Here is a 21567-nt window from a genome sequence, read left to right as displayed (position 1 = left end):
GCGGTAACTCCTTATTGTGCCAACCGGAACGCGGTCAGCTTTCCATCAACGTTCTGCACCAGCAGAATCCCATCGGCAGCTACCGGCTGGGCCAGGAGGGCGTCGCCACCACTCTTGGCGCGCGCCGCGAACTCACCGTTATCGGTCCGCAACCAGTGCAGATACCCCTTGTAATCACCGACCACAACGTAATCGCCGTGGATGACCGGACCGGTCAGCGAACGACGGGCCAGGCCCGTCTGCGACCACATGGCCGAACCGCTGGCCTTGTCCAGGCCGAACACGCCGCCCTTGTTGTCGGTGACGAACACATTGCCCGAGGTCAGGGCCACGCCACCGGCGCCGCCATGATCACGTGCCCACAGCGGACGGCCGGTCGGGCCTTCGATCGCCATGGTCTGGTTCTTGAAACTGCTGACGAACAGCGTATTGCCTTCCAGCACCGGGGCGCCGTCGATATCGGCCATGCGCTCCAGCTCGGTACGGCCTTCGCCGGTGCCGACCATCTGGTCCCACAGCGTGCGGCCGTCCTGCATGGCCAGCGCGGCGATGGAGCCGTCGTCGTTGCCGATGAACAGCACGCCCGGGCCGGTGACGACCGGCGCGTTGCCACGTACGGTCAGCGCCGGCAGCTCGCGCGGGTTGAACCAGCGCTGGGTGCCGTTCTCGGCATCCAGACCGGTCACGCGACCGTCGTTGCTGCGCACGAACACCATTCCCTGGCCCACGGCCGGGGCGGAGATGACTTCACCCGGCACCTTGGCACGCCACTTTTCGGTACCGTCGGCCGCGTTCAACGCGATGACTTCACCATCCAGGGTGCCGATGACGACCAGGCCGTCACCCACGCCCGGGCCACCGGACAGACGCAGCTTGGGCTGCTTCTTGACCTTGGCCGGTTCGTAGGTCCAGATCTTCTTGCCGGTCTGCAGGTCGATGGCATGCACGCCACCATAGATGGCGGCCGCGTAGACGCGACCATCGGCGACCACCGGGCCCTGACGGACGCCGATACGCTTCTCACCCTTGCCGACGTTGGCCGTCCAGATCTTGTCGACCTTGGCGGTGGCATCGAACTTGACCAGTTCGGCCGGTTCCAGTGCCTTCTTGGCCGCGGCATCTTTGCCGGCGAACCAGCCCTTCATCGTGCTGCAGCCGGTCAGGGCCATGCCCAACAGGGCAACCGTGGCAACGCGCTTGATCATGACCATCTGATTCATTACACCGACTCCGCAGGATCGGTGACGGTGCCACCGGCATCCGTCAACTTGGTTTCCAGCAGGCGCCGCTGGGGCGCTGCCACGTCCAGCGTCTTGAGCGCCTTCTCATACTGCTCGCGGGCGGCATCACGCTTGCCCTGCGCCATCAGTGCATCGCCATGGATTTCCAGGCTGGCGCTGTCGGTTGCGGTGCCGAGCTGCTTGATCGCATCCTCGGTCTTGCCGGTGGCCACCAGCAGGCGCGCGACGCGCTGCTCGATCACCGGCTTGAATTCGGGGTCGGCCTTGATCGCGCGCAGGGTCGCCAGCGCGTCTTCGTTCTTGCCGGCATCGACCTGGGCCTTGGCCAGCTGCAACGCAGCCAGATCGGCGTAGATGTTGGCCTTGCCGCTTTCCAGGTCCTTCACACCCTTGGCGGCCTGCTCCAGATCCTTTTCTTCCAGGCTCTTGAGGACGATCTGGTATTGGACGTTGGCGCCGGCCAGGCTGTTGCTGTGCCGGGTCTGCCACTCTTTCCAGCCCCAGATGCCACCGATCGCGATGGCCACGCCAGCGAGGATGCTGACACCGTTCTTCCGCAGCCAGCCGCGGACGCGTTCACTTTGTTCGTGCTCGTCGAGCAGGTCGTCGATCGCCATGCGTACTCTCGCCCCGCCCATGAGGAGGAGCTATTTGAATTGGATTGGGGAAACGCGGTTCAGTGCGAAACTGGGACCACGGAGCCGTCAGAGGATACCGTAAAGCGTGCCACGTTGGCTCGCTGGTACGGCGAAAGGTCGACGATAGTGCCGGCCTGCTGAACCTCGACCGCCGATGCATTGCCCAGCACCATGCGGGCCACCTGGCCTGGCGCGAAGCTGCGGGTCTCGCCCGACTTGATCAGGGCCTTTTCGACGGTGGTGCCGTCCGGCCCGGAAATGTCCACCCAGCTGTCGCCTTTGAACTGCAGGCTCAGCGCGCCGGCCTGCGGCGCGGGCGCGGAGGCCGGCCGCGGAACCGGGGTCAGCGATGCCAGGTACGGCGCTGCCGGCGCAGACGGCTTGGCCGCTTCGACGGCCGCCGGTGCGGCCGCTTCCGGGGCGTCGCCACCGGCCACCGGGACCGCCGCCGGGATCACATCCAGCGATGCGGTGTTCGGGATGGTCGCCGTGCCATCGAAATGGCCGCGGGTGGCGAACCAGACCGGGACGGCCAGAACCGCGGTGATACCGACATACAGGACACGACGCCCTAGGCTCTCGGCAATGCGCCGCGCCCGCGGGGTATGGGTATGGCTGACCAGCTGCGGCGGCACGATCGGCCCGATGTGGGCCTGCTCGAGGATTTCGCCGATATCCACCTTGAGCAGGCGGGCATAGCTGCGCAGCTGCCCACGGACGAAGACCGGCGCGCCGAGGCGCTGCCACTGCTCTTCTTCGAGGGACTTGAGTACCTGAACCGGCATGTGCAGCTGCTGCCCCACCGCCTCCAGGGTCAGTCCGGCCGCTTCCCGGGCCTGGCGAAGACGAGCTCCGCAACCGGCCGCAGTGTCAAAAGCGTTCACAGTCTGGTCATCAATCACAATGCTTCAACCCCGGGGATTAGGTGCCGCATCCTGCGGAAATTCGTCATGAATTCGCTGCAGATAGCGACCGGATGCCACGCTGTCGCCAAGCCGCGCCTCGATTTGAGAGGCAAGTTGTAACACGGAACGTGTGGCCGGTGCAGCCGTCAAACGCCGTTGCGAAAAGGCCCGGGCCTCGAAATAGCGCCCTTGGGCGTACTCGTTGCGGGCCATCGACTCCAGTGCATAGGCATTGACGGGATCTATCTCAAGCGCCCGTCGCAGGTCTCGAATCCCCCGTTCGGGCTGGCCCGCGTCCAGTGCACAGCCACCGGCATTGGCCAGGGCGGAGGCCGGCGTGGTGTAGCCCGGCGCCTGCAGCGCCCGGTCGAACCAGACCAGCGACTCGGCCGGCCGGCCATGAGCACATAGCCACGCGCCATAATTGTTGAGAACGTCGCCGCGCTCCGGGCCCAGTTCGGCGGCCTTGGCATACAGCTGCCCAGCCTCGGCGTCGTTGCCGCGCTGGGCGGCAATGGCCGCCAGCAGCATGTAGGCCTCCGGACGGCGCGCGTCGATCTTCATCGCCGCCCGCACGCGCTTTTCAGCGGCCTGCGGGGAGCCGGCCCGCAGCGACTCGCCGGCCAGGACCATCTGGTCCTGGTAGTTCACGCGCTTGCGGATCTCGGGATTGTCGCGGGCCTCGTAGGTCGGCGCGACCTCGAGGGGAGCGGACGGCGGTTTGATGCCTTGTTTGCCACAGCCGACCAATGCCAGCGCGAAGAAAACAACGGCTGGCAATCGGCGATCAGGCAGCGGCATCCCGGCCTTTCCCGTCCTGCAACGTTTTATTGAACTCGGCCTGGCGGCGCGTGCGGTCCATGACCTGGCCCTTGAGCTGGCCACAGGCGGCATCGATGTCGTCGCCACGGGTGCGTCGCACCATCGTCAGCACCTTCGCATCGAGCAGGATCTTCTGGAAGGCACGGATGTCGGTTTCGCCGGAGCGCTCATAGCGCGTGCCCGGGAACGGATTGAAGGGGATCAGGTTGACCTTGCCCGAGTTCGAGGCCTGCACGGCGTTGTCGAACTGGCGCATCAGCCGCGCCAGCTGGCGGGCGTGCTCGGGCTGGTCGTTGATGCCCTTCATCAGGGTGTATTCGAAGGTGACCGATTCGCGGCGCTTGTTGGCGCGCAGGTAGCGTGCGCACGACGCCATCAGCTCGACGATCGGGTACTTCTTGTTGAGCGGGACCAGGGTCTCGCGCAGTGCATCGTTGGGCGCATGCAGCGACACCGCCAGCGACACGTCGCTCTCGGTGGAGAGGCGGTCGATCTGCGGCACCAGGCCGGAGGTGGACAGCGTCACGCGCTTGTTGGCCAGGCCGTAGCCCAGATCGTCGCGCATCACGCTCATGGCGCGCACGACGTTGTCGAAATTCATCAACGGCTCGCCCATGCCCATCATCACCACGTTGGTGAGACGACGCTGCTTGTGCGGGATGTTGCCCAGATGGCGCGCTGCGACCCAAACCTGGCCGATGATCTCGGCGGTGGACAGGTTGCGGTTGAAGCCCTGGGTGGCGGTCGAACAGAAGGTGCAGTTCAGCGCGCAGCCGACCTGCGAGGACACGCACAGCGTGCCGCGGTTCTTGTCCGGGATGTAGACCGCTTCGATCGCATTCTTGCCGTCGGTGCCCATGGCCAGCAGCCACTTGTGGGTGCCATCGGCGGAAGGCTTGTCGAAGACGATGTTCGGGACCAGCACCTCGGCATGCTGCTTGAGCTTGGCGCGCAACGCCTTGCCGAGGTCGGTCATGTCATCGAAATCGGTGACGTAGTGATGGTGGATCCACTTCATCACCTGATGGGCACGGTAGCGCGCTTCGCCGAGTGTCTCGGCGAAGAAGCGCTCCAGACCCTCGCGATCGAGGTCGAGCAGGTTCTGCTTGGCCACAACCGGGCTCGGGACGAGCACGGATGGGATGGCGGTTGGCTGTACGACCTCGTTCACGGCATCACTCTCAGCGCGAGACGACTTCAGTCGCGGCGAAGAAGTAGGCGATTTCGATCGCGGCATTCTCAACCGAGTCCGAGCCGTGGGCGGCATTGGCATCGATGGATTCAGCGAAGTCGGCGCGGATGGTGCCTGCGGCGGCTTCCTTCGGGTTGGTGGCGCCCAGCAGGTCGCGGTGGGCCAGCACGGCGTTCTCGCCTTCCAGCGCCTGGATCATCACCGGGCCGGAAATCATGAACTCGACCAGCGCGTTGAAGAACGGACGCTCGCGGTGCACGGCGTAGAAGCCTTCGGCTTCACGGCGCGACAGCTGCTTGTACTTGGCGGCGACGACCTTCAGGCCGGCCTTTTCAAAGCGGGCGTAGATTTCACCGATGACGTTCTTGGCGACGGCGTCCGGCTTGATGATGGAAAGGGTGCGCTCCAGCGCCATGGGAATACTCCGTTGGGCGGGCCACTTGATCGGCCCGAGGTTAACATGAAAAAAACCCGCGTCAAAACGCGGGCTTAGCCTGATATACGTGCGCCAATTCTAACGTGTCCTCCCCATCTACGGTAGTGCCACGCCATGCGTGGCGGCCGTGGACCGGACGGGGTAGCGCGCCCCGTTCAGGCAGTTCCGGGGGTTGCCAGCCACAGGCCGGCACTGCACAGCGGCGGATGAACGAATGCCTGTTCCTGCTGCGCCGCACAATGCAGCGGCGCAGCCACAGGTCTAGTATCAAACAATCGTTTGATTGAACTGCCCTGCCCCATGGCCAAACCTGCCCACTTCTCCACCAAGGACCGCATTCTCGGCGCTGCCGAGGAACTGTTCGCCCTGCACGGGTTCGCGGGCACCTCGCTGCGCCAGGTCACCAGCCAGGCCGATGTGAACATCGCCGCGGTCAATTACCACTTCGGCTCCAAGGAGAACCTGGTCAACGAGGTGTTCCGCCGCCGGATGGATGAAATGACCTCGGCCCGGCTGACCCAGCTGGACAGCGCCCGCCGTGAACACCCCGGTGAGCTGCGCCCGGTCCTGGCCGCCTTCGTCGAACCGGCGCTGGCCATGGCCCAGGACCGCCAGACCGGCGGCGCCTTCGTGCGCGTCATCGCCCGCGCCTACGCGGAAAAGAACGACAACCTGCGCAAGTTCCTTTCCGACCATTACGGCCACGTCCTGCGCGACTTCGGCAAGGCGATCTCCGCCTGCGTGCCGGGGCTGAGCAAGGAAGAGCTGTACTGGCGCCTGGATTTCCTCGCCGGCTCGCTGACCTATGCCATGGCCGACTTCGGCCTGATCAAGCGACCCGCCGGTGTCACCGAAGCGGCGCATCGTGCCCATGCCGCCCAGGAACTGATTCATTTCGCCGAAGCCGGATTCCGCGCCAGCGCGGCCTCGAGCGCTTCGACGACCTCCCTTTCCACCCCGTAGAGCCGGGCGCTGACCGGCTTCCAGACAACAAAGGCTTATCGACATGTCCAATTCCCTGCTAGTCCGCCGTGCCGCCGTGCTGGGTGCCGGCGTCATGGGCGCCCAGATCGCCGCCCACCTGACCAACGCCGGCGTCGACACGGTGCTGTTCGACCTGCCCGCCAAGGAAGGTCCGGCCGATGGCATCGTGCTCAAGGCCATCGCCAACCTGGGCAAGCTCAGCCCTGCCCCGCTCGCCAGCAAGTCCTACGCCGAGGCGATCACGCCGGCCAACTACGAGACCGGCCTGGAGCAGTTGAAGGACTGCGACCTGATCATCGAAGCCATCGCCGAACGGATGGACTGGAAGCAGGACCTGTACAAGAAGATCGCCCCGTTCGTGGCCGATCACGCCGTGCTGGCTTCCAACACCTCCGGCTTGGGCATCAACAAGCTCGCCGACGTGCTGCCCGAGCAGCTGCGCCACCGCTTCTGCGGCGTGCATTTCTTCAATCCGCCGCGCTACATGCATCTGGCCGAGCTGATCCCGGCCACCACCACCGATGCTGCCGTGCTGGAAGGTCTGGAAGCGTTCCTGGTCACCACCCTGGGCAAGGGCGTGGTGTATGCCAAGGACACCCCGAACTTCATCGGCAACCGCATCGGCGTGTTCTCGATCCTGTCCACCATCCACCACACGCAGGCCTTCGGCCTGGGCTTCGACGAAGTGGACGGCCTGACCGGCCCGCTGGTCGGCCGCCCGAAGTCGGCGACCTACCGCACCTCCGACGTCGTCGGCCTGGACACCATGGCGCACGTGATCAAGACCATGGGCGACACCCTGCCCACCGATCCGTGGCATGAATTCTTCAAGTCGCCCAAGTGGCTGGAGGGGTTGATCGCCAAGGGCGCGCTTGGCCAGAAAACCGGTGCCGGCATTTTCCGCAAGGTCGGCAAGGACATCGTCGTGCTGGACCTGGAAAAGCAGGACTACCGCCCGGCCGATCGCACCGCCGCCCCGGAAGTGGTCGAGATCCTGAAGATCAAGAACCCGGCCGAGAAGTTCGCCAAGCTGCGCGAGAGCCAGCACCCGCAGGCGCAGTTCCTGTGGGCGACCTTCCGTGACCTGTTCCACTACAGCGCCTACCACCTGGCCGATATCGCCGAGACCGCACGTGATGTGGACCTGGCCATCCGCTGGGGCTACGGCTGGTCGCTGGGCCCGTTCGAAACCTGGCAGGCTGCCGGTTGGAAGCAGGTCGCCCAGTGGATCGCCGATGACATCGTCGCCGGCAAGAGCATGAGCAACGCGCCGCTGCCGGATTGGGTGTTCGATGGCCGCGATGGCGTGCACGCCGCCGAGGGCAGCTACAGCCCGTCGCGCAATGCCAAGCTGCCGCGTTCGGCGCTGCCGGTGTACCAGCGCCAGCGCTTCCCGGACCCGCTGCTGGGGGAAACCTTCAGCCCGGGCGAGACCGTGTTCGAGAACGACGGCGTGCGCATGTGGCACGACGGCGACGGCGTTGCGGTGGTCAGCTTCAAGACCAAGATGAACACCGTGTCCGATCACGTCCTCAACGGCCTGCAGGAAGCGATCAAGCGCGCCGAGCAGGATTACAAGGGCCTGGTGATCTGGCAGCAGAAGGAACCCTTCTCCGCCGGTGCCGATCTGGCCGGTGCGCTCGGCCTGCTGCAGGCCGGCAAGGTCGATCAGTTCGAAGAGATGGTGCACAACTTCCAGCGCACCAGCCAGGCGATCAAGTACTCGCTGGTGCCGGTGGTGACCGCCGTGCGCGGCCTGGCCCTGGGTGGCGGTTGCGAGTTCCAGATGCACAGCGCCAAGAGCGTGGCCGCGCTGGAAAGCTACATCGGCTTGGTCGAGGCCGGCGTCGGCCTGCTGCCGGCCGGCGGTGGCCTGAAGGAACTGGCCGTGCGCGCCTCGCAGGCCGCAGGTCCGGGCGGTGACGTGTTCGCCGAGCTGAAGAAGACCTTCGAAACCGTGGCGATGGCCAAGGTCTCCAACTCGGCGGTCAACGCCAAGGAACTGGGCCTGATGCGTGCCACCGACAAGGTCGTGTTCAACAGCTTCGAGACCCTGCACATCGCCAAGGCCGAAGTGCTGGCGCTGGCCGAGGGTGGCTACCGTCCGCCGATGCCGGCCCGCCGCATCCAGGTTGCCGGCGACGTCGGCATTGCCACGTTCAAGATGATGCTGGTCAACATGCTGGAAGGCCGCTTCATCAGCCCGTACGACTACGAGATCGCCGTGCGCATCGCCACCGTGCTGTGTGGTGGCGAAGTGGATCGCGGCACGCTGGTGGACGAAGAGTGGCTGCTCACCCTGGAGCGCAAGCACTTCGTGGAACTGGCCCAGCAGGAAAAGACCCAGGCCCGCATCGCGCACATGCTCAAGACCGGCAAGCCGCTGCGCAATTGATGGCGCGCCGGGCGCGACGGCCCCCGTCCGCGCCCGGTAGGTGCCGACCGTTGGTCGGCACACCTGTCCCCACATTCAAGAGATCACTGCAATGACCAAGCAAATCCAGGACGCCTACATCGTCGCCGCCACCCGCACCCCGGTAGGCAAGGCGCCCAAGGGCGTGTTCCGCAATACCCGCCCCGATGACATGCTGGCCCACGTGCTCCGCTCCGTCGTGGCACAGGCGCCGGGCGTGGACGTCAACCGCATCGATGACGCGATCATCGGCTGCGCGATGCCCGAAGCCGAGCAGGGCATGAACGTGGCGCGCATCGGCGTGCTGCTGGCCGGCCTGCCGGACACCATCGCCGCCCAGACCGTCAACCGCTTCTGCTCCTCGGGCCTGCAGGCCGTGGCCATGGCCGCCGACCAGATCCGCCTGGGCAATTCGGACCTGATGCTGGCCGGTGGTACCGAGTCGATGTCGATGGTGCCGATGATGGGCAACAAGATCGCGATGGCTCCGAGCGTGTTCGACAACGATCACGTCGCCATCGCCTATGGCATGGGCATCACCGCCGAGAAGGTCGCCGAAGAGTGGAAGGTCTCGCGCGAAGATCAGGACGCCTTTGCGCTGGCCTCGCACCAGAAGGCCATCGCGGCGATCCAGAACGGCGACTTCAAGGACGAGATCAGCCCTTACGACGTGCGCACCCGCCAGCCTGACCTGGCCGACGGCCGCCGCATCATCACCCGCGACAAGATCGTCGATACCGACGAAGGCCCGCGTCTGGATTCCTCCGCCGAAGGCCTGGCCAAGCTGCGCCCGGTGTTCCGCAACGGCCAGTTCGGCGGCACCGTCACCGCCGGCAACTCCTCGCAGATGAGCGATGGCGCGGGCGCCGTGCTGCTGGCTTCGGAGCAGGCGATCAAGGATTACGGCCTGACCCCGCTCGCCCGTTTCGTCAGCTTCTCGGTCGCCGGTGTGCGCCCGGAAGTGATGGGCATCGGTCCGATCGCCGCGATCCCGAAGGCGCTCAAGCAGGCCGGCCTGACCCAGGACCAGCTGGACTGGATCGAACTCAACGAAGCCTTCGCCGCGCAGTCGCTCGCGGTCATCCGCGATTGCGGCCTGGACCCGTCCAAGGTCAACCCGCTGGGCGGCGCGATCGCCCTGGGCCACCCGCTGGGCGCAACCGGCGCGATCCGTACCGCCACCCTGCTGCACGGCCTGCGCCGTCGCCAGCAGAAGTACGGCATGGTGACCATGTGCATCGGCACCGGCATGGGCGCCGCGGGCATCTTCGAATCGCTGTGAGGTCGTGATCGGTGCCGGCCCACGGGCCGGCACCGATGTCACCGGCAGCATCGATGCAACGTGCCACCGATCAACAGGTAGGCACCGACAGTGGGTCGGTGCACCGCCGGAAACGAAAAGGGCAGCCTCGCGGCTGCCCTTTTCTGTTTCTCCGGGAACCGGCCAGCGGCCGGCGTCCCCCATCGCCATAACGTGCGAGGGAGCGTTCCCTCAGCCTTCCGCCAGCATCTTCTGCAGCACTTCGCGGGCCGGACCAGCCAGCTTCTCGTTGTCGAGTGCGAAGCGGATCGTGGCTTCGACCAGACCCAGATGGGTACCGCAGTCGAAGCGACGGCCTTCGAAGCGGAACGCATCGACGCGTTCGGTCTTGAGCAGTTCGGCAATCGCGTCGGTCAGCTGGATCTCGCCGCCGGCACCGGTTCCGGTCGCTTCGAGCAGTTCGAAGATCTTCGGGCTCAGCACGTAACGGCCGACCACGGCCAGATCGCTCGGGGCGTCTTCGGGCTTGGGCTTTTCGACGATCGCGTTGATCCTGCCCTGGCGGCCATCGAAGGCCTCGGTGGCCACGATGCCGTAGCTGCCGGTCTTGTCGTGCGGGACGTCTTCGACCGCGATGATGCTGGCGCCGGTGGCTTCGTTCGCGTCGGCCATCTGCTTGAGCGCGCCGTTGCCACGGTTCCAGATCAGATCGTCCGGCAGCAGCACGGCGAACGGCTCGTCGCCAACAATCGCCTTGGCGCACAGCACCGCATGGCCCAGACCCAAGGCTTCAGCCTGGGTCACGAAGACAGCGCGGACACCGTTGGGCAGTACATGGCGGACCAGCTCAAGCTGTTCCTTCTTGCCGGCGCGCTCGAGCTTCTGCTCCAGCTCGTAGGCTTTGTCGAAGTAATCCGCAACCGCATGCTTGTAGCGGTTGGTGATGAAGATCAGGGTGTCACAACCCGCCTCGATCGCCTCATCAACGGCGTACTGGATCAACGGCCGATCAATGATCGGCAGCATTTCCTTCGGAACGGTCTTGGTGGCCGGAAGGAATCGCGTTCCCAACCCTGCGACAGGAAATACCGCCTTACGAATACGCTTGCTCATCAGAACCTGTTGGCCTCACGCGCCGGAAAGGCGAGAACTTTAGCAGAGCTGACGTGATCGTCCTGTTGCAGCGGAGAGAACTCCGGCATGGTCGCAAACAGAATGCTGTTGATCGCATCAGTGTCGTAGCTGGCAATCGCTTCGCGCAGTTTCGGCACATTGGCCAATACCTGTTCGCGCGCGAACGTGCGGACGCCGGCTTCGAGAATCTTCGGGTGCGCGGTCGGACGATAATCTTCGTCGGAATAGAACAGCGTCTCGTGCAGTTTCTCGCCTGGGCGCAGGCCCGTATAGACGATGGCGATGTCCTTGTACGGCTGCTTGCCGGCCAGGCGGATCATCTGCTCGGCGAGCACGCGGATCGGCACCGGCTCGCCCATGTCCAGCGTATAGATCGCCCCATGCGAGGCCGACGCGGCCGCCTGCAGGATCAGCTGGCAGGCCTCGGGAATGGTCATGAAGTAACGGGTGACTTCCGGGTCGGTCACGGTGACCGGGCCGCCCTTGAGGATCTGCTCGCGGAACACCGGCACCACGCTGCCGGCCGAGGCCAGCACGTTGCCGAAGCGCACGGTCACGAAACGGGTATGGCTGGTCTTCTGGTCCAGGCTCTGGCAGATCATCTCCGCGTAGCGCTTGCTGGCGCCCAGCGCGTTGACCGGATCGACCGCCTTGTCGGTGGAGATGAACACGAAATGCTCGATCCGCGCTTCGACACAGGCGCGGGCCACCGTCTCGGTGGACAGAATATTGTTGCGCACGGCCTCGCGCAGCTGGCGCTCGAGCACCGGCACCTGCTTGTAGGCGGCGGCATGGAAGACCGAATCCACGCGCGAGAGCGACAGCGCGTGGCGGATCACCGCCGGATCGCCGCAGTCACCCAGCACCGCCTCCACGACCAGATCGGGGAAGCTGCGCTGCAGCTCGGCTTCGATGGTCAGCAGCAGCAGCTCGCTCATTTCGACCAGGACGATGCGCCCTGCCCCATGCCGCGCGCACTGGCGGCACAGCTCGGACCCGATCGAACCGCCCGCGCCGGTGACCAGCACGGTGCGTCCGCCCAGCCAGCCACGGATCAGCGCCCAGTCCGGCAGGATCGGCTTGCGGCCGAGCAGGTCCTCGATCGCCACTTCCTTGAGCTCACCCGGCAACGAGTGACCCAGCAGAATGTCGTTGAGCTTGGGCACCATCCGGAACGGGACGCCCGTGCTTTCGCAGATGGCCACCACCCGCTGCATGCCGACGGCATCCAGCGACGGGATGGCGATCACCAGCAGCTTGGCGGCGGTCTCGCGGACCACGGCCGGTGCATCCTCCAGAGTGCCCAGAATCGGCAGGCCCTGCAGCTTGGCGCCCTGCAGATGCGGGGCGTCGTCGAGCAGGCCGACCGGCTCGAAATCACCCGAGCGGCGCAGATCGCGGACCAGGGCTTCGGCGGCCTGGCCGGCACCGAGGATCAGCACGCGGCGGGCCGTTACATCCGACTGCAGCGCCTGGTAGTCCTTCCACGCGCGGTACAGCAGGCGCGGTGCACCCAGCAGCGCCGACAGCGCGAACGGATAGATGACCAGCACCGACATCGGCACGCCTTCAAAGCGCTTGTACGCCAAGGCCACGACGATGGCGAGCAGGCCGATGAAGCTGGCTTTGAAGATGTTGAGCAGATCGGCGACGCTGGCAAAGCGCCACAGGCCGCGGTACAGGCCCACCCGCCAGAACACCACCGCCTGGATGACCAGCACCAGCGAGGTATCGATGTTCCAGAGCGGCAACGCCGGCGCATCGGCCAGCATCGAGTAGCGTCCCGCGTGCAGCAGCTGCCAGCACGCCCAGACCATGAAGAGGTCGTGGGCGACGATGGCCGCACGGGGCATCAAGCCGGTAAGTCGGTCCTGCCAAGGCGTCATAAACAGCGTAATCCTTCTAGTTGCGCATTCCCTTGCGCAGGAGCAGCCAAAGGCCGGACGCGAGGATCAACCACGCGATGGCCACGGCAGCCTCCCACCTCGGCTGCAAATTCGTGCATGCATTAAACACTGCCGCACTGAATATTCCAAAAACAAGATACATCCCGGTGACGGAAGTGTGGCTTGCACCACTTTTCACCGCGCGCTGATAGAGATGCTGCGTGTGGGGTTCCATCCAGCGCTGTCCGGACAGGATGCGCGAAAGCAATGTGAAGCCTGCGTCCACAAGAAAGGCCGAAAGCGGCACCAGCAACAGCAACCAGTGGATATCGGTGCGCACGCTGACCAGACAGACCAGCGCCGCGATGGCATAGCCCAGCGCCCCACTGCCGACGTCGCCCATGAAGATGCGCGCCTTCGGGTAGTTGAACGGCAGGAAGCCCAGACAGGCCAGGCCCAGCACGACCCCGGCCAGCCCGTAGGGCGGCGGCAGTACCAGCGCGAACGCGAGGCCCGCCAGGATCGCCTGAGTGGTGGCGATGCCGTTGATCCCATCCATGAAGTTCCAGATGTTGATCAACGAGGTGGCAAACAACAGCGCCAGCAGCGCCTGCCAGGGATTGCCACTGGCGTGCCAGACCAACCCCGCCAGCAGCGCGGCCGCGATGACATGGACCAGCAGGCGGCGAACCGCCGGCAGCGGCCGATGGTCGTCCCACCAGCCGATCCCGGCCACCAGCACCAGCCCCAGCGCGAACACCGCCAAGGTGATCCCGGCCTTGGGCCAGATCACCGCGGCGACCGCGCAGGCCAGCAGCAGGGTCAGCACGATCGCAATGCCGCCACCGCGTGGCGTCGCCACCCCATGGCTGCGGCGTTCGCCGGGCTCATCCAGTAGATTGCGGCGCAGCGCGTAGGCGCGTGCGCCCCAGGTCAGGCCCGCCGATACCGCCAGCACCGCCAGCAGCCCCGCCATCCACGCGACCATCATGGGTCAGAGCACCGCGTAGTTGAGCAGCGGCTTGACGGTGCCCCATTCCTTGCAGCTCGGGCACTGCCAGTGATGCGTGCGTGCGCCGAAGCCGCAGCGGGTGCAGCGGTAGGCAGGGTTGCGGACCAGCAGCTGGTCGGTGATGTGCTTGAGATCGTGCAGGGTCGCGGTGGAATCGGCGCCCTCGGCCAGGGTCAGGTCGATCAGCGCCGACTCGCCACGGACCGACGGCCGGTCCTTGAGCTGACGGCCGAGGTAGGCGCGCGCCGGCGCGACGCCCTCTTGTTCTTCCATCAGTTGGGTCAGCGCCAGTACCGGGGCGATACCGCGGTAATGCTCGGTCATTTCCGAGAGGAAGGCGCGCGCGCCACCGAGGTCACCCACCTTGCGGTAGTTCTGCATCAGCGCCTGCAGCACTTCGGGCAGGTACTCCGGATCATTGCGGGCCGCACGCTCGAAGGCGCGCACGGCGGCCTCGGCATTGCCGGCATCGTTCTCCAGGCGCCCTTCGATGATGCCGGCGCGCACCGACATCGCATCGGCCTGATACGCCCGCGCGATCGCGGCGCGCGCTTCGTCGATCTTGCCGGCGCCGCGGTAGCGCTCGGCCAGCTCGCATTCGAACTGGCCGATCAGCTTGCCCATCGGCTCGCCGGTGACCTCTTCGAAACGGCTGGCGTTGTCGATCGCCTTTTCCCAGTCCCGCTCGGCCTGGTAGATGCCGATCAGGTGCTTGAGTGCCTGCGGGGCGCGCTGGTCGATCTGGGCCAGCTCGGTGAACACGGTTTCGGCGCGATCAAGCAGGCCGGACTTCATGTAGTCCTCGCCCAGCGCCAGCAGTGCCTGGACGCGCTGCTGATCGCTCAGGTCCGCGCGGTTGACCAGGCCCTGGTGCAGGCGGATCGCACGATCCACCTCACCACGGCGGCGGAACAGGTGGCCCAGCGCGACCTGGGTCTCGAAGGTTTCCTTGTCCAGCTCGGCGATGTGCAGGAACAGCTCGATCGCCTTGTCCGGCTGCTCATTGAGCAGATAGTTCAGGCCGCGGAAATACGTGCTGGACAGATGGCTGACCTGGTTGTCGCCATGGCGTTGACCGCCACGGCGCCCGATCACCCAGCCGGACAACGCGGCCAGGGGCAGGCACAGGAAGAACCAGAACCACTCGGAGACAAATTCCATCGGCGCTCAGCGTCCGTCGAATGTAGAAGAAGAAGGGGGTGCCACGACCACGGCAGGCGCGGCCTTCTGCGCACGGCGCAGTTTGGCGTACAGCGGGATCACCATGCTGGCGAGCACGAGGCCGCCGCCGATGAGTGCACCGGACAACAGGGCGATGATGATCGCCACGCCGGTGGTGGAATTGATCTGGGTAAAGCCCAGGCTGATGATGATCGGCTGCGAGTTGAGCGCACCGATGATGAGCCCCACCACCAGAACCGCCAGCAGGATCAGCAGACGTACGACGTTCATGCAGCAGCTCCTGTTCCGTGAGCGTGTAGCTTAGCCGACTCCATGGAAATCATGCATCCGCCCCTTGGCGGATGGCCACTCAGGCAGGATCGCTTTCCAGCGGGACCACGGCGCTGACGCGCTCGCGCAGTTCCTTGCCCGGCTTGAAGTGCGGGACATGCTTGCCCGGCAACGCGACCGATTCCCCGGTCTTGGGATTGCGCCCCAGCCGTGCCGGCCGGTAGTGCAACGAAAAACTGCCGAACCCGCGGATCTCGATGCGATCCCCGCCGGCCAGCGCCCCACCCATCATTTCCAGCAACGACTTCACCGCCAGATCGACATCGTCCGACTTCAAATGCGCCTGTCGGCGCGCCAGGATTTCGATCAGCTCGGATTTGGTCATTACGGGCTCTTGGGGAGGAACTCAGACCCTGAAACGGCCCGGACTGATGTCCGGGCCGTCCAGGAAACTACGACAGCGACAGACCGATTACTCGGACTTGTTGCCGTTCAGCTGTGCACGCAGCAGCGCGCCGAGCTGGGTGGTGCCGCTCGAGGCCGAAGAGGACTGGTATTCCTCCAGCACTTCGCGCATTTCCGCGTCGTCCTTGGCCTTGATCGACAGCTGCAGGGTACGACCCTTGCGATCCATGCCCACGAACTTGGCTTCAACCTTGTCACCGACCTTCAGGAACTGGGTCGCATCATCGACGCGCTCGTTGGCAACGTCGCGAGCAGCCACGTAGCCTTCGATGCCGTCAGCCAGTTCGATGGTAGCGCCCTTGGCGTCCACTTCCTTGACCACGCCTTCGACCTTGGAACCCTTCGGGTTGGCAGCCATGTACTGACCGAACGGATCCTGCTCCAGCTGCTTGACGCCCAGGCTGATGCGCTCGCGCTCCGGATCGACGGCCAGGACGACGGCGTCCAGGTTGTCGCCCTTCTTGAAGTTGCGGACCACGTCTTCGCCGGTGGTGTTCCAGCTGATGTCGGACAGGTGCACCAGGCCATCGATACCGCCGTCCAGGCCGATGAAGATGCCGAAGTCGGTGATCGACTTGATCTGGCCCGACACCTTGTCGCCCTTCTTGTGGATGGCAGCGAAGGTTTCCCACGGATTGGCGGCAACCTGCTTCATGCCCAGCGAGATGCGGCGACGCTCCTCGTCGACGTCCAGGACCATGACTTCAACTTCGTCACCGACCTGCACAACCTTGGACGGGTTGACGTTCTTGTTGGTCCAATCCATTTCGGACACGTGCACCAGACCTTCGACGCCCGGCTCGATCTCGACGAATGCGCCGTAATCGGTGACGTTGGAGACCTTGCCGAAGACGCGGCTGTTGGCCGGGTAACGACGGGCGATGTTGTCCCACGGATCCTCGCCCAGCTGCTTCAGACCCAGCGAAACGCGGTTGCGCTCGCGGTCGAACTTCAGCACGCGCACGTCCAGCTCGTCGCCGACGTTCACGACTTCGGACGGATGGCGCACGCGCTTCCAGGCCATGTCGGTGATGTGCAGCAGGCCGTCGATACCGCCCAGGTCCACGAATGCGCCGTAATCGGTCAGGTTCTTGACGACACCCTTCAGGATCGCGCCTTCCTGCAGCTTGTCCATCAGCTGCTCGCGCTCTTCCGAATGCTCGCTTTCGACGACTGCACGACGGGACACAACGACGTTGTTACGCTTGCGGTCCAGCTTGATGAGCTTGAATTCCAGCTCCTTGCCTTCCAGGTAGGCCGGGTCGCGCACGGGGCGCACATCCACCAGCGAACCGGGCAGGAACGCGCGGACATCCTTGATGTCCACGGTGAAACCACCCTTGACCTTGCCGCTGATGCGGCCGGTGATGGTTTCGTTCTTTTCCAACGCTTCTTCCAGCTCGTCCCACACCATCGCGCGCTTGGCTTTCTCACGCGACAGAACGGTTTCACCGAAGCCGTTCTCGATGGAATCGAGGGCAACCTTGACGACGTCGCCTTCAGCGACATCGATCTCGCCAGCGTCGTTACGGAACTGTTCGATCGGCACGATGCCTTCGGACTTCAGGCCGGCGTTGATCACCACGACATCGCCGCGGACTTCAACAACGACACCGCTGACGATCGAGCCCGGCTTCAGCTTGGCCAGATTGGCCTGACTGGCTTCGAACAGCTCTGCAAATGATTCGGTCATTAGATTTACTCTGTTGGACACATGGGCATTGGCCCCGAAGGGAACCGCTTACTGCCCGCCTGTTGGTCGACCCCGGTAACGCAGGTCGTGTGTTAAGTAGGAAAACCGCCACGCATCATTGCGGGACGGAGCTTTTGTTGCCTTGCGATGGTGCGACACCGCCGATGGACTGACGGCCCTCCTTTACAACGGATCAGGCACCCGAAACCGGAAGCAGATCCAATACCTTGGCAACGACAGCGTCGATGCCAATACCACTGGTGTCGATGACGACGGCATCGTCTGCCGGCTTCAGGGGCGCCACTGTGCGCTGTGCATCACGGGCGTCGCGGGCCATGATCTCGCGCAGGAGGTCGTCAAAGTTAACCGAAACACCCTTGTCTTTCAACTGCTTATGCCGGCGCTCGGCCCGTTCCTCGGCGCTGGCGGTCAAAAACACCTTGAATGGGGCGTCCGGGAAGATCACCGTGCCCATGTCCCGCCCGTCGGCCACCAGCCCGGGCTCCATCCTGAATGCGCGCTGGCGCTCTTTCAGCGCCGCCCGGACCTCCGGGATGGCCGCAATGGCCGAGGCCAGCGCCCCGGTGGTTTCCAGGCGCAGCTCGTCGGTGGCATCGGTCTCGTTGACCAGCACCCGCAGCCCGCCATCGGCCGATTCGACGAACCGCACGTGGGTGTCAAAGGTGCAGCGCACCAGCGCCGAGGCGTCGGAGGTGTCGATATCAGCCCAGCTGGCGGCCACGCCCACCGCCCGGTACAGGGCGCCCGAATCCAGGTAATGCCAGCCCAGCCGGCGTGCGACAATGCGGCTGACAGTCCCTTTGCCGGCCCCGGAAGGACCGTCGATGGTGAGCACGGAAGGAAGCTGATTCATGGGTTTCCCTGTAAAATTGACCGCCCATTCTAGCCCCTGCCCGGGGTGCTCCGAGACCTTTTTGGTGCAACCACTTGAAAGGATGGAAAAAAGCCCGGTAGAATGGCGGGCTTGAACGGGCGTCACCTGCCGATTGTCATCTGCATATCGCGGCCGCGCTCCAACCGAATCCAACGTTTACGCCGAGGTATGCAATGAAAGTCCTTTCTTCCCTGAAGTCGGCCAAGTCCCGTCACCGTGACTGCAAGGTCGTCCGTCGCCGCGGCAAGATCTTCGTGATCTGCAAGTCGAACCCGCGTTTCAAGGCTCGCCAGCGCTGAGCCGGCCGGCCTTGCGGCCGCCACCGGCCCCTCACCGGGCCGGGCGATGAACAAAAAGCCGCCTCCGGGCGGCTTTTTGCTGCCATTTTTGTTGTAATCGCCGGGTCGCCCTCGGCCAGCGGTTGTCAGACCGGCTGCCGCGGGACCTTCCACCTTCTTGACCACTGGGGAGTAGATCGAGATGAAGCGTTACCTGAGCACCTTGCCGTTGCTGGCCGTACTGGCCATCTCCAGCGCCCACGCCGACACCCTGCTGATCGACCGCAGCCGTGAAAAGCCCGCCATCGCCCTGCCCGTCCGCGGCCAGAGCATGCAGCAGGTCCAGGCCCAGTTCGGCGACCCGGGCGAGCGCCTGGAACCGCGCGGCGGGCAGAAGCGCCAGTGGCCGACGATCAACCGCTGGGTCTACCCGCAGTTCACCGTCTACTTCGAAAAGCAGAAGGTGATCGACGTGGTGGCCAACCGCGCCGACGCCAACGAGATCGGGCCGAAACCGCCGATCCGCTGACCCCTTTCCCTTTGCCCGCCAGCCGGCGGGCCATCGCATCGAGATCATGAACGACACGCTCCGCTTTCCGGCCGAATGGGAATCCCAGTCCGCCATCCTGATCGCCTGGCCCCACGCCGACACCGACTGGGCCGACCGCCTGGGTGACGTCGAGGACACCTACATCGCGCTCGTCGCGGCCATCACCCGCTTCCAGCCGGTGGTGATCATCGTCGCCGACGACGACCTGGAGGCGTACGCCGATGCGCGCCTGCGCTCGAACCGGATCGATACGGACCGCGTGCGGTTCGTGACCGCCCAGTATGACGACACCTGGCTGCGCGATTCCGGCCCGATCACGCTCAAGCGTGCCGATGGCGGCTTCCGCCTGCTGGACTTCCGCTTCACCGGCTGGGGCGGCAAGTTCGACGCCAGCCTGGATGACCAGCTGGTCGGCGTGCTGCATGCCGCAGGCCTGTTCAACAATGCCGAGCTGCAGAGCATTCCGTTCGCCCTGGAAGGCGGCGGCATCGAGACCGACGGCGCCGGCACCCTGCTGACCACCTGGCAGTGCCTGCACGAGCGTCATCCGGACCGCAGCCGCGAATCGCTCAGCGCGGACCTGGCCACCTGGCTGGCCCAGGAGCGTGTGCTGTGGCTGGACCATGGCTATCTGGAAGGCGACGACACCGACGCCCACATCGATACCCTGGCCCGCTTCGCCTCGACCGACAGCATCGTCTACCAGGCCTGCGATGACGCCAGCGATTCGCACTACGCCGAACTGCAGGCGATGGGCGCTGAACTGGCGGCGCTGCGTACCGCCGACGGCCAGCCGTACCGCCTGTTCCCGCTGCCGTGGGCGCAGCCGGTGATCGATGAAGGTCGACGCCTGGCCGCTTCCTATGCGAACTATCTGATCCTCAATGGCGCGGTGTTGATGCCGGCCTATGGGGATGTTGCGGACGAGGCTGCACGCGCGGTGCTGGCGCAGGCCTATCCGGACCGCCAGATCGTGCCGGTGCCGTGCCGCTCGCTGATCTGGCAGAACGGCAGCCTGCACTGCATCACGATGCAGCTGCCGGCGGGGTTGCTGGCCTGACAGCAAAGCACGCGGCCGGAAGGCTGCGGAGGCTGGGCTGGCGGGGGCGGAGGTGCGGGACGCGCCGTAAACCCATCCCTGGGGGCTCGTGGGCGCCATCCATGGCGCCCTGACGGTCCCGCACCTCCGCCCCCGCCATCCCTTCGACAGTGCACTGGCCGCCGACGGAAGAGCGACGGGCCACGACGGATGGTCGTGGCCTGACTGCTGACGTTCCAGTCACCCTGCGGAGCCGGCCAGCGGCCGGCACTGCCGACGCGTGGGTGTCACCCATTTAGCAGCCAGCACGCTGCGTGCACCCATCCGAGATAAACTGCGTTTTTCCCCTTGCAGGACCGTGTCCGGATGAGCTCACGCCACACCCTTTCCGTCGCCCTGATCCAGGAGCGCAACCACGGCGATGCCGAGGCCAACCTGGCCGTCATCGAAGCGCGCGTGGCTGAAGCGGCCGCGCAGGGTGCCAAGCTGATCCTGCTACAGGAGCTGCACAACGGTGCGTACTTCTGCCAGCACGAGTCGGTCGATGAGTTCGATCTGGCCGAGCCGATCCCGGGCCCGAGCACCGAGCGCCTGGGCGCATTGGCCAGGAAGCACAGCGTGGTGATCGTCGGGTCGCTGTTCGAGCGCCGCGCGGCCGGGCTGTACCACAACACGGCCGTGGTCTTCGAGAAAGACGGCACGCTGCTCGGCAAGTACCGCAAGATGCACATTCCGGACGATCCGGGCTTCTACGAGAAGTTCTACTTCACCCCGGGCGATCTGGGTTTCACCCCGATCGACACTTCGGTGGGTCGCCTTGGCGTGCTCGTGTGCTGGGACCAGTGGTATCCGGAAGCCGCCCGCCTGATGGCGCTGGCCGGTGCCGAGCTGCTGCTTTACCCCACCGCGATCGGCTGGGACCCGGATGACCAGCAGGATGAGCAGGGCCGCCAGCGCGATGCGTGGGTGCTCAGCCATCGTGGCCATGCCGTGGCCAACGGCGTGCCGGTGCTGAGCTGCAACCGTGTTGGCCATGAGGCCTCGCCGCTGGGCGCGTCGGGCATCCAGTTCTGGGGCAACAGCCATGTGCTTGGCCCGCAGGGCGAGTTCATCGCCGAAGCCGGTGGCGAGCCGACCGTGCTGGTCTGCGATGTGGACCTGCAGCGCAGCGAACACGTCCGCCGCATCTGGCCGTTCCTGCGTGATCGCCGCATCGATGCATACGGCGATCTGCTCAAGCGCTACATCGACTGACCCACCAGGACACCCCA

The 21567-nt window shown here is 65.3% G+C and carries 21 protein-coding genes; 7 read left to right on the top strand and 14 right to left on the bottom strand.

The window, feature by feature from the left end; genetic code table 11:
- Positions 1-11: 11 nt before the first annotated feature.
- Genes bamB through ndk form a run of 6 tightly spaced genes read right to left on the bottom strand, consistent with a single transcriptional unit; the run spans position 12 to position 5213 of the window.
- Positions 12-1220, bottom strand: a complete 1209-nt coding sequence (bamB, locus tag ACTT2I_RS06650) for an outer membrane protein assembly factor BamB (protein ID WP_019183085.1) — start codon at positions 1218-1220, stop codon at positions 12-14.
- On the bottom strand, positions 1220-1858 hold the full coding sequence (locus tag ACTT2I_RS06645; RefSeq protein WP_019183086.1) for a YfgM family protein: 639 nt from the start codon (positions 1856-1858) through the stop codon (positions 1220-1222). Before ACTT2I_RS06645 ends, bamB begins: the two co-directional genes overlap by 1 nt.
- 59 nt (positions 1859-1917) lie before the next feature.
- Complete coding sequence (locus tag ACTT2I_RS06640) at positions 1918-2781, bottom strand: helix-turn-helix domain-containing protein (RefSeq protein ID WP_421099505.1); 864 nt, start codon at positions 2779-2781, stop codon at positions 1918-1920.
- Positions 2782-2787: 6 nt separating this feature from the next.
- The gene (gene pilW, locus ACTT2I_RS06635) at positions 2788-3585 is read right to left on the bottom strand and encodes a type IV pilus biogenesis/stability protein PilW (protein ID WP_088433110.1); all 798 of its coding nucleotides are present in this window, start codon (positions 3583-3585) and stop codon (positions 2788-2790) included.
- On the bottom strand, positions 3572-4777 hold the full coding sequence (gene rlmN, locus ACTT2I_RS06630; protein WP_293979835.1) for a 23S rRNA (adenine(2503)-C(2))-methyltransferase RlmN: 1206 nt from the start codon (positions 4775-4777) through the stop codon (positions 3572-3574). The genes pilW and rlmN overlap by 14 nt, the downstream gene beginning before the upstream one ends.
- Before the next feature lie 10 nt (positions 4778-4787).
- The gene (gene ndk / locus ACTT2I_RS06625) at positions 4788-5213 is read right to left on the bottom strand and encodes a nucleoside-diphosphate kinase (RefSeq protein WP_008265389.1); all 426 of its coding nucleotides are present in this window, start codon (positions 5211-5213) and stop codon (positions 4788-4790) included.
- Positions 5214-5534: 321 nt separating this feature from the next.
- Here ndk and ACTT2I_RS06620 point away from each other — a divergent pair, with 321 nt between their 5' ends.
- From ACTT2I_RS06620 to ACTT2I_RS06610, 3 genes are all read left to right on the top strand, one after another.
- Positions 5535-6197, top strand: a complete 663-nt coding sequence (locus ACTT2I_RS06620) for a TetR/AcrR family transcriptional regulator (protein WP_088433112.1) — start codon at positions 5535-5537, stop codon at positions 6195-6197.
- Positions 6198-6240: 43 nt separating this feature from the next.
- A complete protein-coding gene (locus ACTT2I_RS06615; protein WP_421099506.1) occupies positions 6241-8613 on the top strand; it encodes a 3-hydroxyacyl-CoA dehydrogenase/enoyl-CoA hydratase family protein in 2373 nt (790 codons plus the stop codon).
- A 91-nt stretch (positions 8614-8704) separates the two neighbouring features.
- Positions 8705-9913 carry an acetyl-CoA C-acyltransferase gene (locus ACTT2I_RS06610; RefSeq protein WP_293983726.1) on the top strand — a complete coding sequence of 403 codons (1209 nt, stop codon included), beginning with the start codon at positions 8705-8707 and terminating at the stop codon, positions 9911-9913.
- A gap of 210 nt (positions 9914-10123) precedes the next feature.
- Here the strand turns inward: ACTT2I_RS06610 and galU are convergent, their stop codons facing one another.
- From galU to cmk, 8 genes are all read right to left on the bottom strand, one after another.
- A complete protein-coding gene (gene galU / locus ACTT2I_RS06605) occupies positions 10124-11005 on the bottom strand; it encodes a UTP--glucose-1-phosphate uridylyltransferase GalU (protein ID WP_088433115.1) in 882 nt (293 codons plus the stop codon).
- Positions 11005-12912 (bottom strand): polysaccharide biosynthesis protein, encoded by a 1908-nt coding sequence (locus ACTT2I_RS06600; RefSeq protein WP_293981031.1) that lies wholly within the window; start codon positions 12910-12912, stop codon positions 11005-11007. Before ACTT2I_RS06600 ends, galU begins: the two co-directional genes overlap by 1 nt.
- A gap of 16 nt (positions 12913-12928) precedes the next feature.
- On the bottom strand, positions 12929-13888 hold the full coding sequence (locus tag ACTT2I_RS06595) for an MraY family glycosyltransferase (RefSeq protein WP_443096814.1): 960 nt from the start codon (positions 13886-13888) through the stop codon (positions 12929-12931).
- Positions 13889-13906: 18 nt separating this feature from the next.
- Positions 13907-15085 (bottom strand): lipopolysaccharide assembly protein LapB, encoded by a 1179-nt coding sequence (gene lapB / locus ACTT2I_RS06590; protein WP_088433117.1) that lies wholly within the window; start codon positions 15083-15085, stop codon positions 13907-13909.
- Positions 15086-15091: 6 nt separating this feature from the next.
- Complete coding sequence (locus ACTT2I_RS06585; protein ID WP_019183097.1) at positions 15092-15376, bottom strand: LapA family protein; 285 nt, start codon at positions 15374-15376, stop codon at positions 15092-15094.
- 79 nt (positions 15377-15455) lie between these two features.
- Positions 15456-15761: an integration host factor subunit beta gene (locus tag ACTT2I_RS06580; protein WP_019183098.1), complete on the bottom strand. Its 306-nt coding sequence runs from the start codon at positions 15759-15761 to the stop codon at positions 15456-15458.
- Between the two features lie 87 nt (positions 15762-15848).
- On the bottom strand, positions 15849-17534 hold the full coding sequence (rpsA, locus tag ACTT2I_RS06575) for a 30S ribosomal protein S1 (RefSeq protein ID WP_019183099.1): 1686 nt from the start codon (positions 17532-17534) through the stop codon (positions 15849-15851).
- Positions 17535-17727: 193 nt separating this feature from the next.
- Positions 17728-18408: a (d)CMP kinase gene (gene cmk, locus ACTT2I_RS06570; protein ID WP_046273768.1), complete on the bottom strand. Its 681-nt coding sequence runs from the start codon at positions 18406-18408 to the stop codon at positions 17728-17730.
- A 194-nt stretch (positions 18409-18602) separates the two neighbouring features.
- Between cmk and ykgO the strand changes: the two genes are divergently transcribed.
- The 4 genes from ykgO (at position 18603) to ACTT2I_RS06550 (ending at position 21550) form a co-directional block, all read left to right on the top strand.
- Positions 18603-18728, top strand: coding sequence for a type B 50S ribosomal protein L36 (ykgO, locus tag ACTT2I_RS06565; protein ID WP_017355593.1), 126 nt, complete (start codon positions 18603-18605; stop codon positions 18726-18728).
- 181 nt (positions 18729-18909) lie between these two features.
- Positions 18910-19236, top strand: a complete 327-nt coding sequence (locus ACTT2I_RS06560) for a hypothetical protein (RefSeq protein WP_421099508.1) — start codon at positions 18910-18912, stop codon at positions 19234-19236.
- A gap of 46 nt (positions 19237-19282) precedes the next feature.
- A complete protein-coding gene (locus ACTT2I_RS06555; protein ID WP_421099509.1) occupies positions 19283-20317 on the top strand; it encodes an agmatine deiminase family protein in 1035 nt (344 codons plus the stop codon).
- Between the two features lie 345 nt (positions 20318-20662).
- A complete protein-coding gene (locus ACTT2I_RS06550; RefSeq protein ID WP_293982344.1) occupies positions 20663-21550 on the top strand; it encodes a carbon-nitrogen hydrolase in 888 nt (295 codons plus the stop codon).
- Positions 21551-21567: the final 17 nt, after the last annotated feature.

Origin of the sequence: Stenotrophomonas sp. PUT21 (genome assembly GCF_052232875.1) — a bacterium.
GTDB lineage: Bacteria > Pseudomonadota > Gammaproteobacteria > Xanthomonadales > Xanthomonadaceae > Stenotrophomonas > Stenotrophomonas maltophilia_N.
Note: the sequence above shows the minus strand (reverse complement) of the source record. Positions and strands in the feature narration are given on the sequence as shown.

Excerpts from the sequence above, each read along its gene's own strand:
- ACTT2I_RS06560 (WP_421099508.1), top strand. The coding sequence starts at position 18,910 with ATGAAGCGTTACCTGAGCACCTTGCCGTTGCTGGCCGTACTGGCCATC.
- ACTT2I_RS06620 (WP_088433112.1), top strand. The coding sequence starts at position 5,535 with ATGGCCAAACCTGCCCACTTCTCCACCAAGGACCGCATTCTCGGCGCT.
- ACTT2I_RS06615 (WP_421099506.1), top strand. The coding sequence starts at position 6,241 with ATGTCCAATTCCCTGCTAGTCCGCCGTGCCGCCGTGCTGGGTGCCGGC.
- galU (WP_088433115.1), bottom strand. The coding sequence starts at position 11,005 with ATGAGCAAGCGTATTCGTAAGGCGGTATTTCCTGTCGCAGGGTTGGGA.
- ACTT2I_RS06555 (WP_421099509.1), top strand. The coding sequence starts at position 19,283 with ATGAACGACACGCTCCGCTTTCCGGCCGAATGGGAATCCCAGTCCGCC.
- ACTT2I_RS06580 (WP_019183098.1), bottom strand. The coding sequence starts at position 15,761 with ATGACCAAATCCGAGCTGATCGAAATCCTGGCGCGCCGACAGGCGCAT.
- ykgO (WP_017355593.1), top strand. The coding sequence starts at position 18,603 with ATGAAAGTCCTTTCTTCCCTGAAGTCGGCCAAGTCCCGTCACCGTGAC.
- ACTT2I_RS06645 (WP_019183086.1), bottom strand. The coding sequence starts at position 1,858 with ATGGCGATCGACGACCTGCTCGACGAGCACGAACAAAGTGAACGCGTC.
- ndk (WP_008265389.1), bottom strand. The coding sequence starts at position 5,213 with ATGGCGCTGGAGCGCACCCTTTCCATCATCAAGCCGGACGCCGTCGCC.
- ACTT2I_RS06585 (WP_019183097.1), bottom strand. The coding sequence starts at position 15,376 with ATGAACGTCGTACGTCTGCTGATCCTGCTGGCGGTTCTGGTGGTGGGG.
- cmk (WP_046273768.1), bottom strand. The coding sequence starts at position 18,408 with ATGAATCAGCTTCCTTCCGTGCTCACCATCGACGGTCCTTCCGGGGCC.
- ACTT2I_RS06550 (WP_293982344.1), top strand. The coding sequence starts at position 20,663 with ATGAGCTCACGCCACACCCTTTCCGTCGCCCTGATCCAGGAGCGCAAC.
- ACTT2I_RS06600 (WP_293981031.1), bottom strand. The coding sequence starts at position 12,912 with ATGACGCCTTGGCAGGACCGACTTACCGGCTTGATGCCCCGTGCGGCC.
- bamB (WP_019183085.1), bottom strand. The coding sequence starts at position 1,220 with ATGAATCAGATGGTCATGATCAAGCGCGTTGCCACGGTTGCCCTGTTG.
- ACTT2I_RS06595 (WP_443096814.1), bottom strand. The coding sequence starts at position 13,888 with ATGGCGGGGCTGCTGGCGGTGCTGGCGGTATCGGCGGGCCTGACCTGG.
- ACTT2I_RS06610 (WP_293983726.1), top strand. The coding sequence starts at position 8,705 with ATGACCAAGCAAATCCAGGACGCCTACATCGTCGCCGCCACCCGCACC.
- pilW (WP_088433110.1), bottom strand. The coding sequence starts at position 3,585 with ATGCCGCTGCCTGATCGCCGATTGCCAGCCGTTGTTTTCTTCGCGCTG.
- lapB (WP_088433117.1), bottom strand. The coding sequence starts at position 15,085 with ATGGAATTTGTCTCCGAGTGGTTCTGGTTCTTCCTGTGCCTGCCCCTG.
- rpsA (WP_019183099.1), bottom strand. The coding sequence starts at position 17,534 with ATGACCGAATCATTTGCAGAGCTGTTCGAAGCCAGTCAGGCCAATCTG.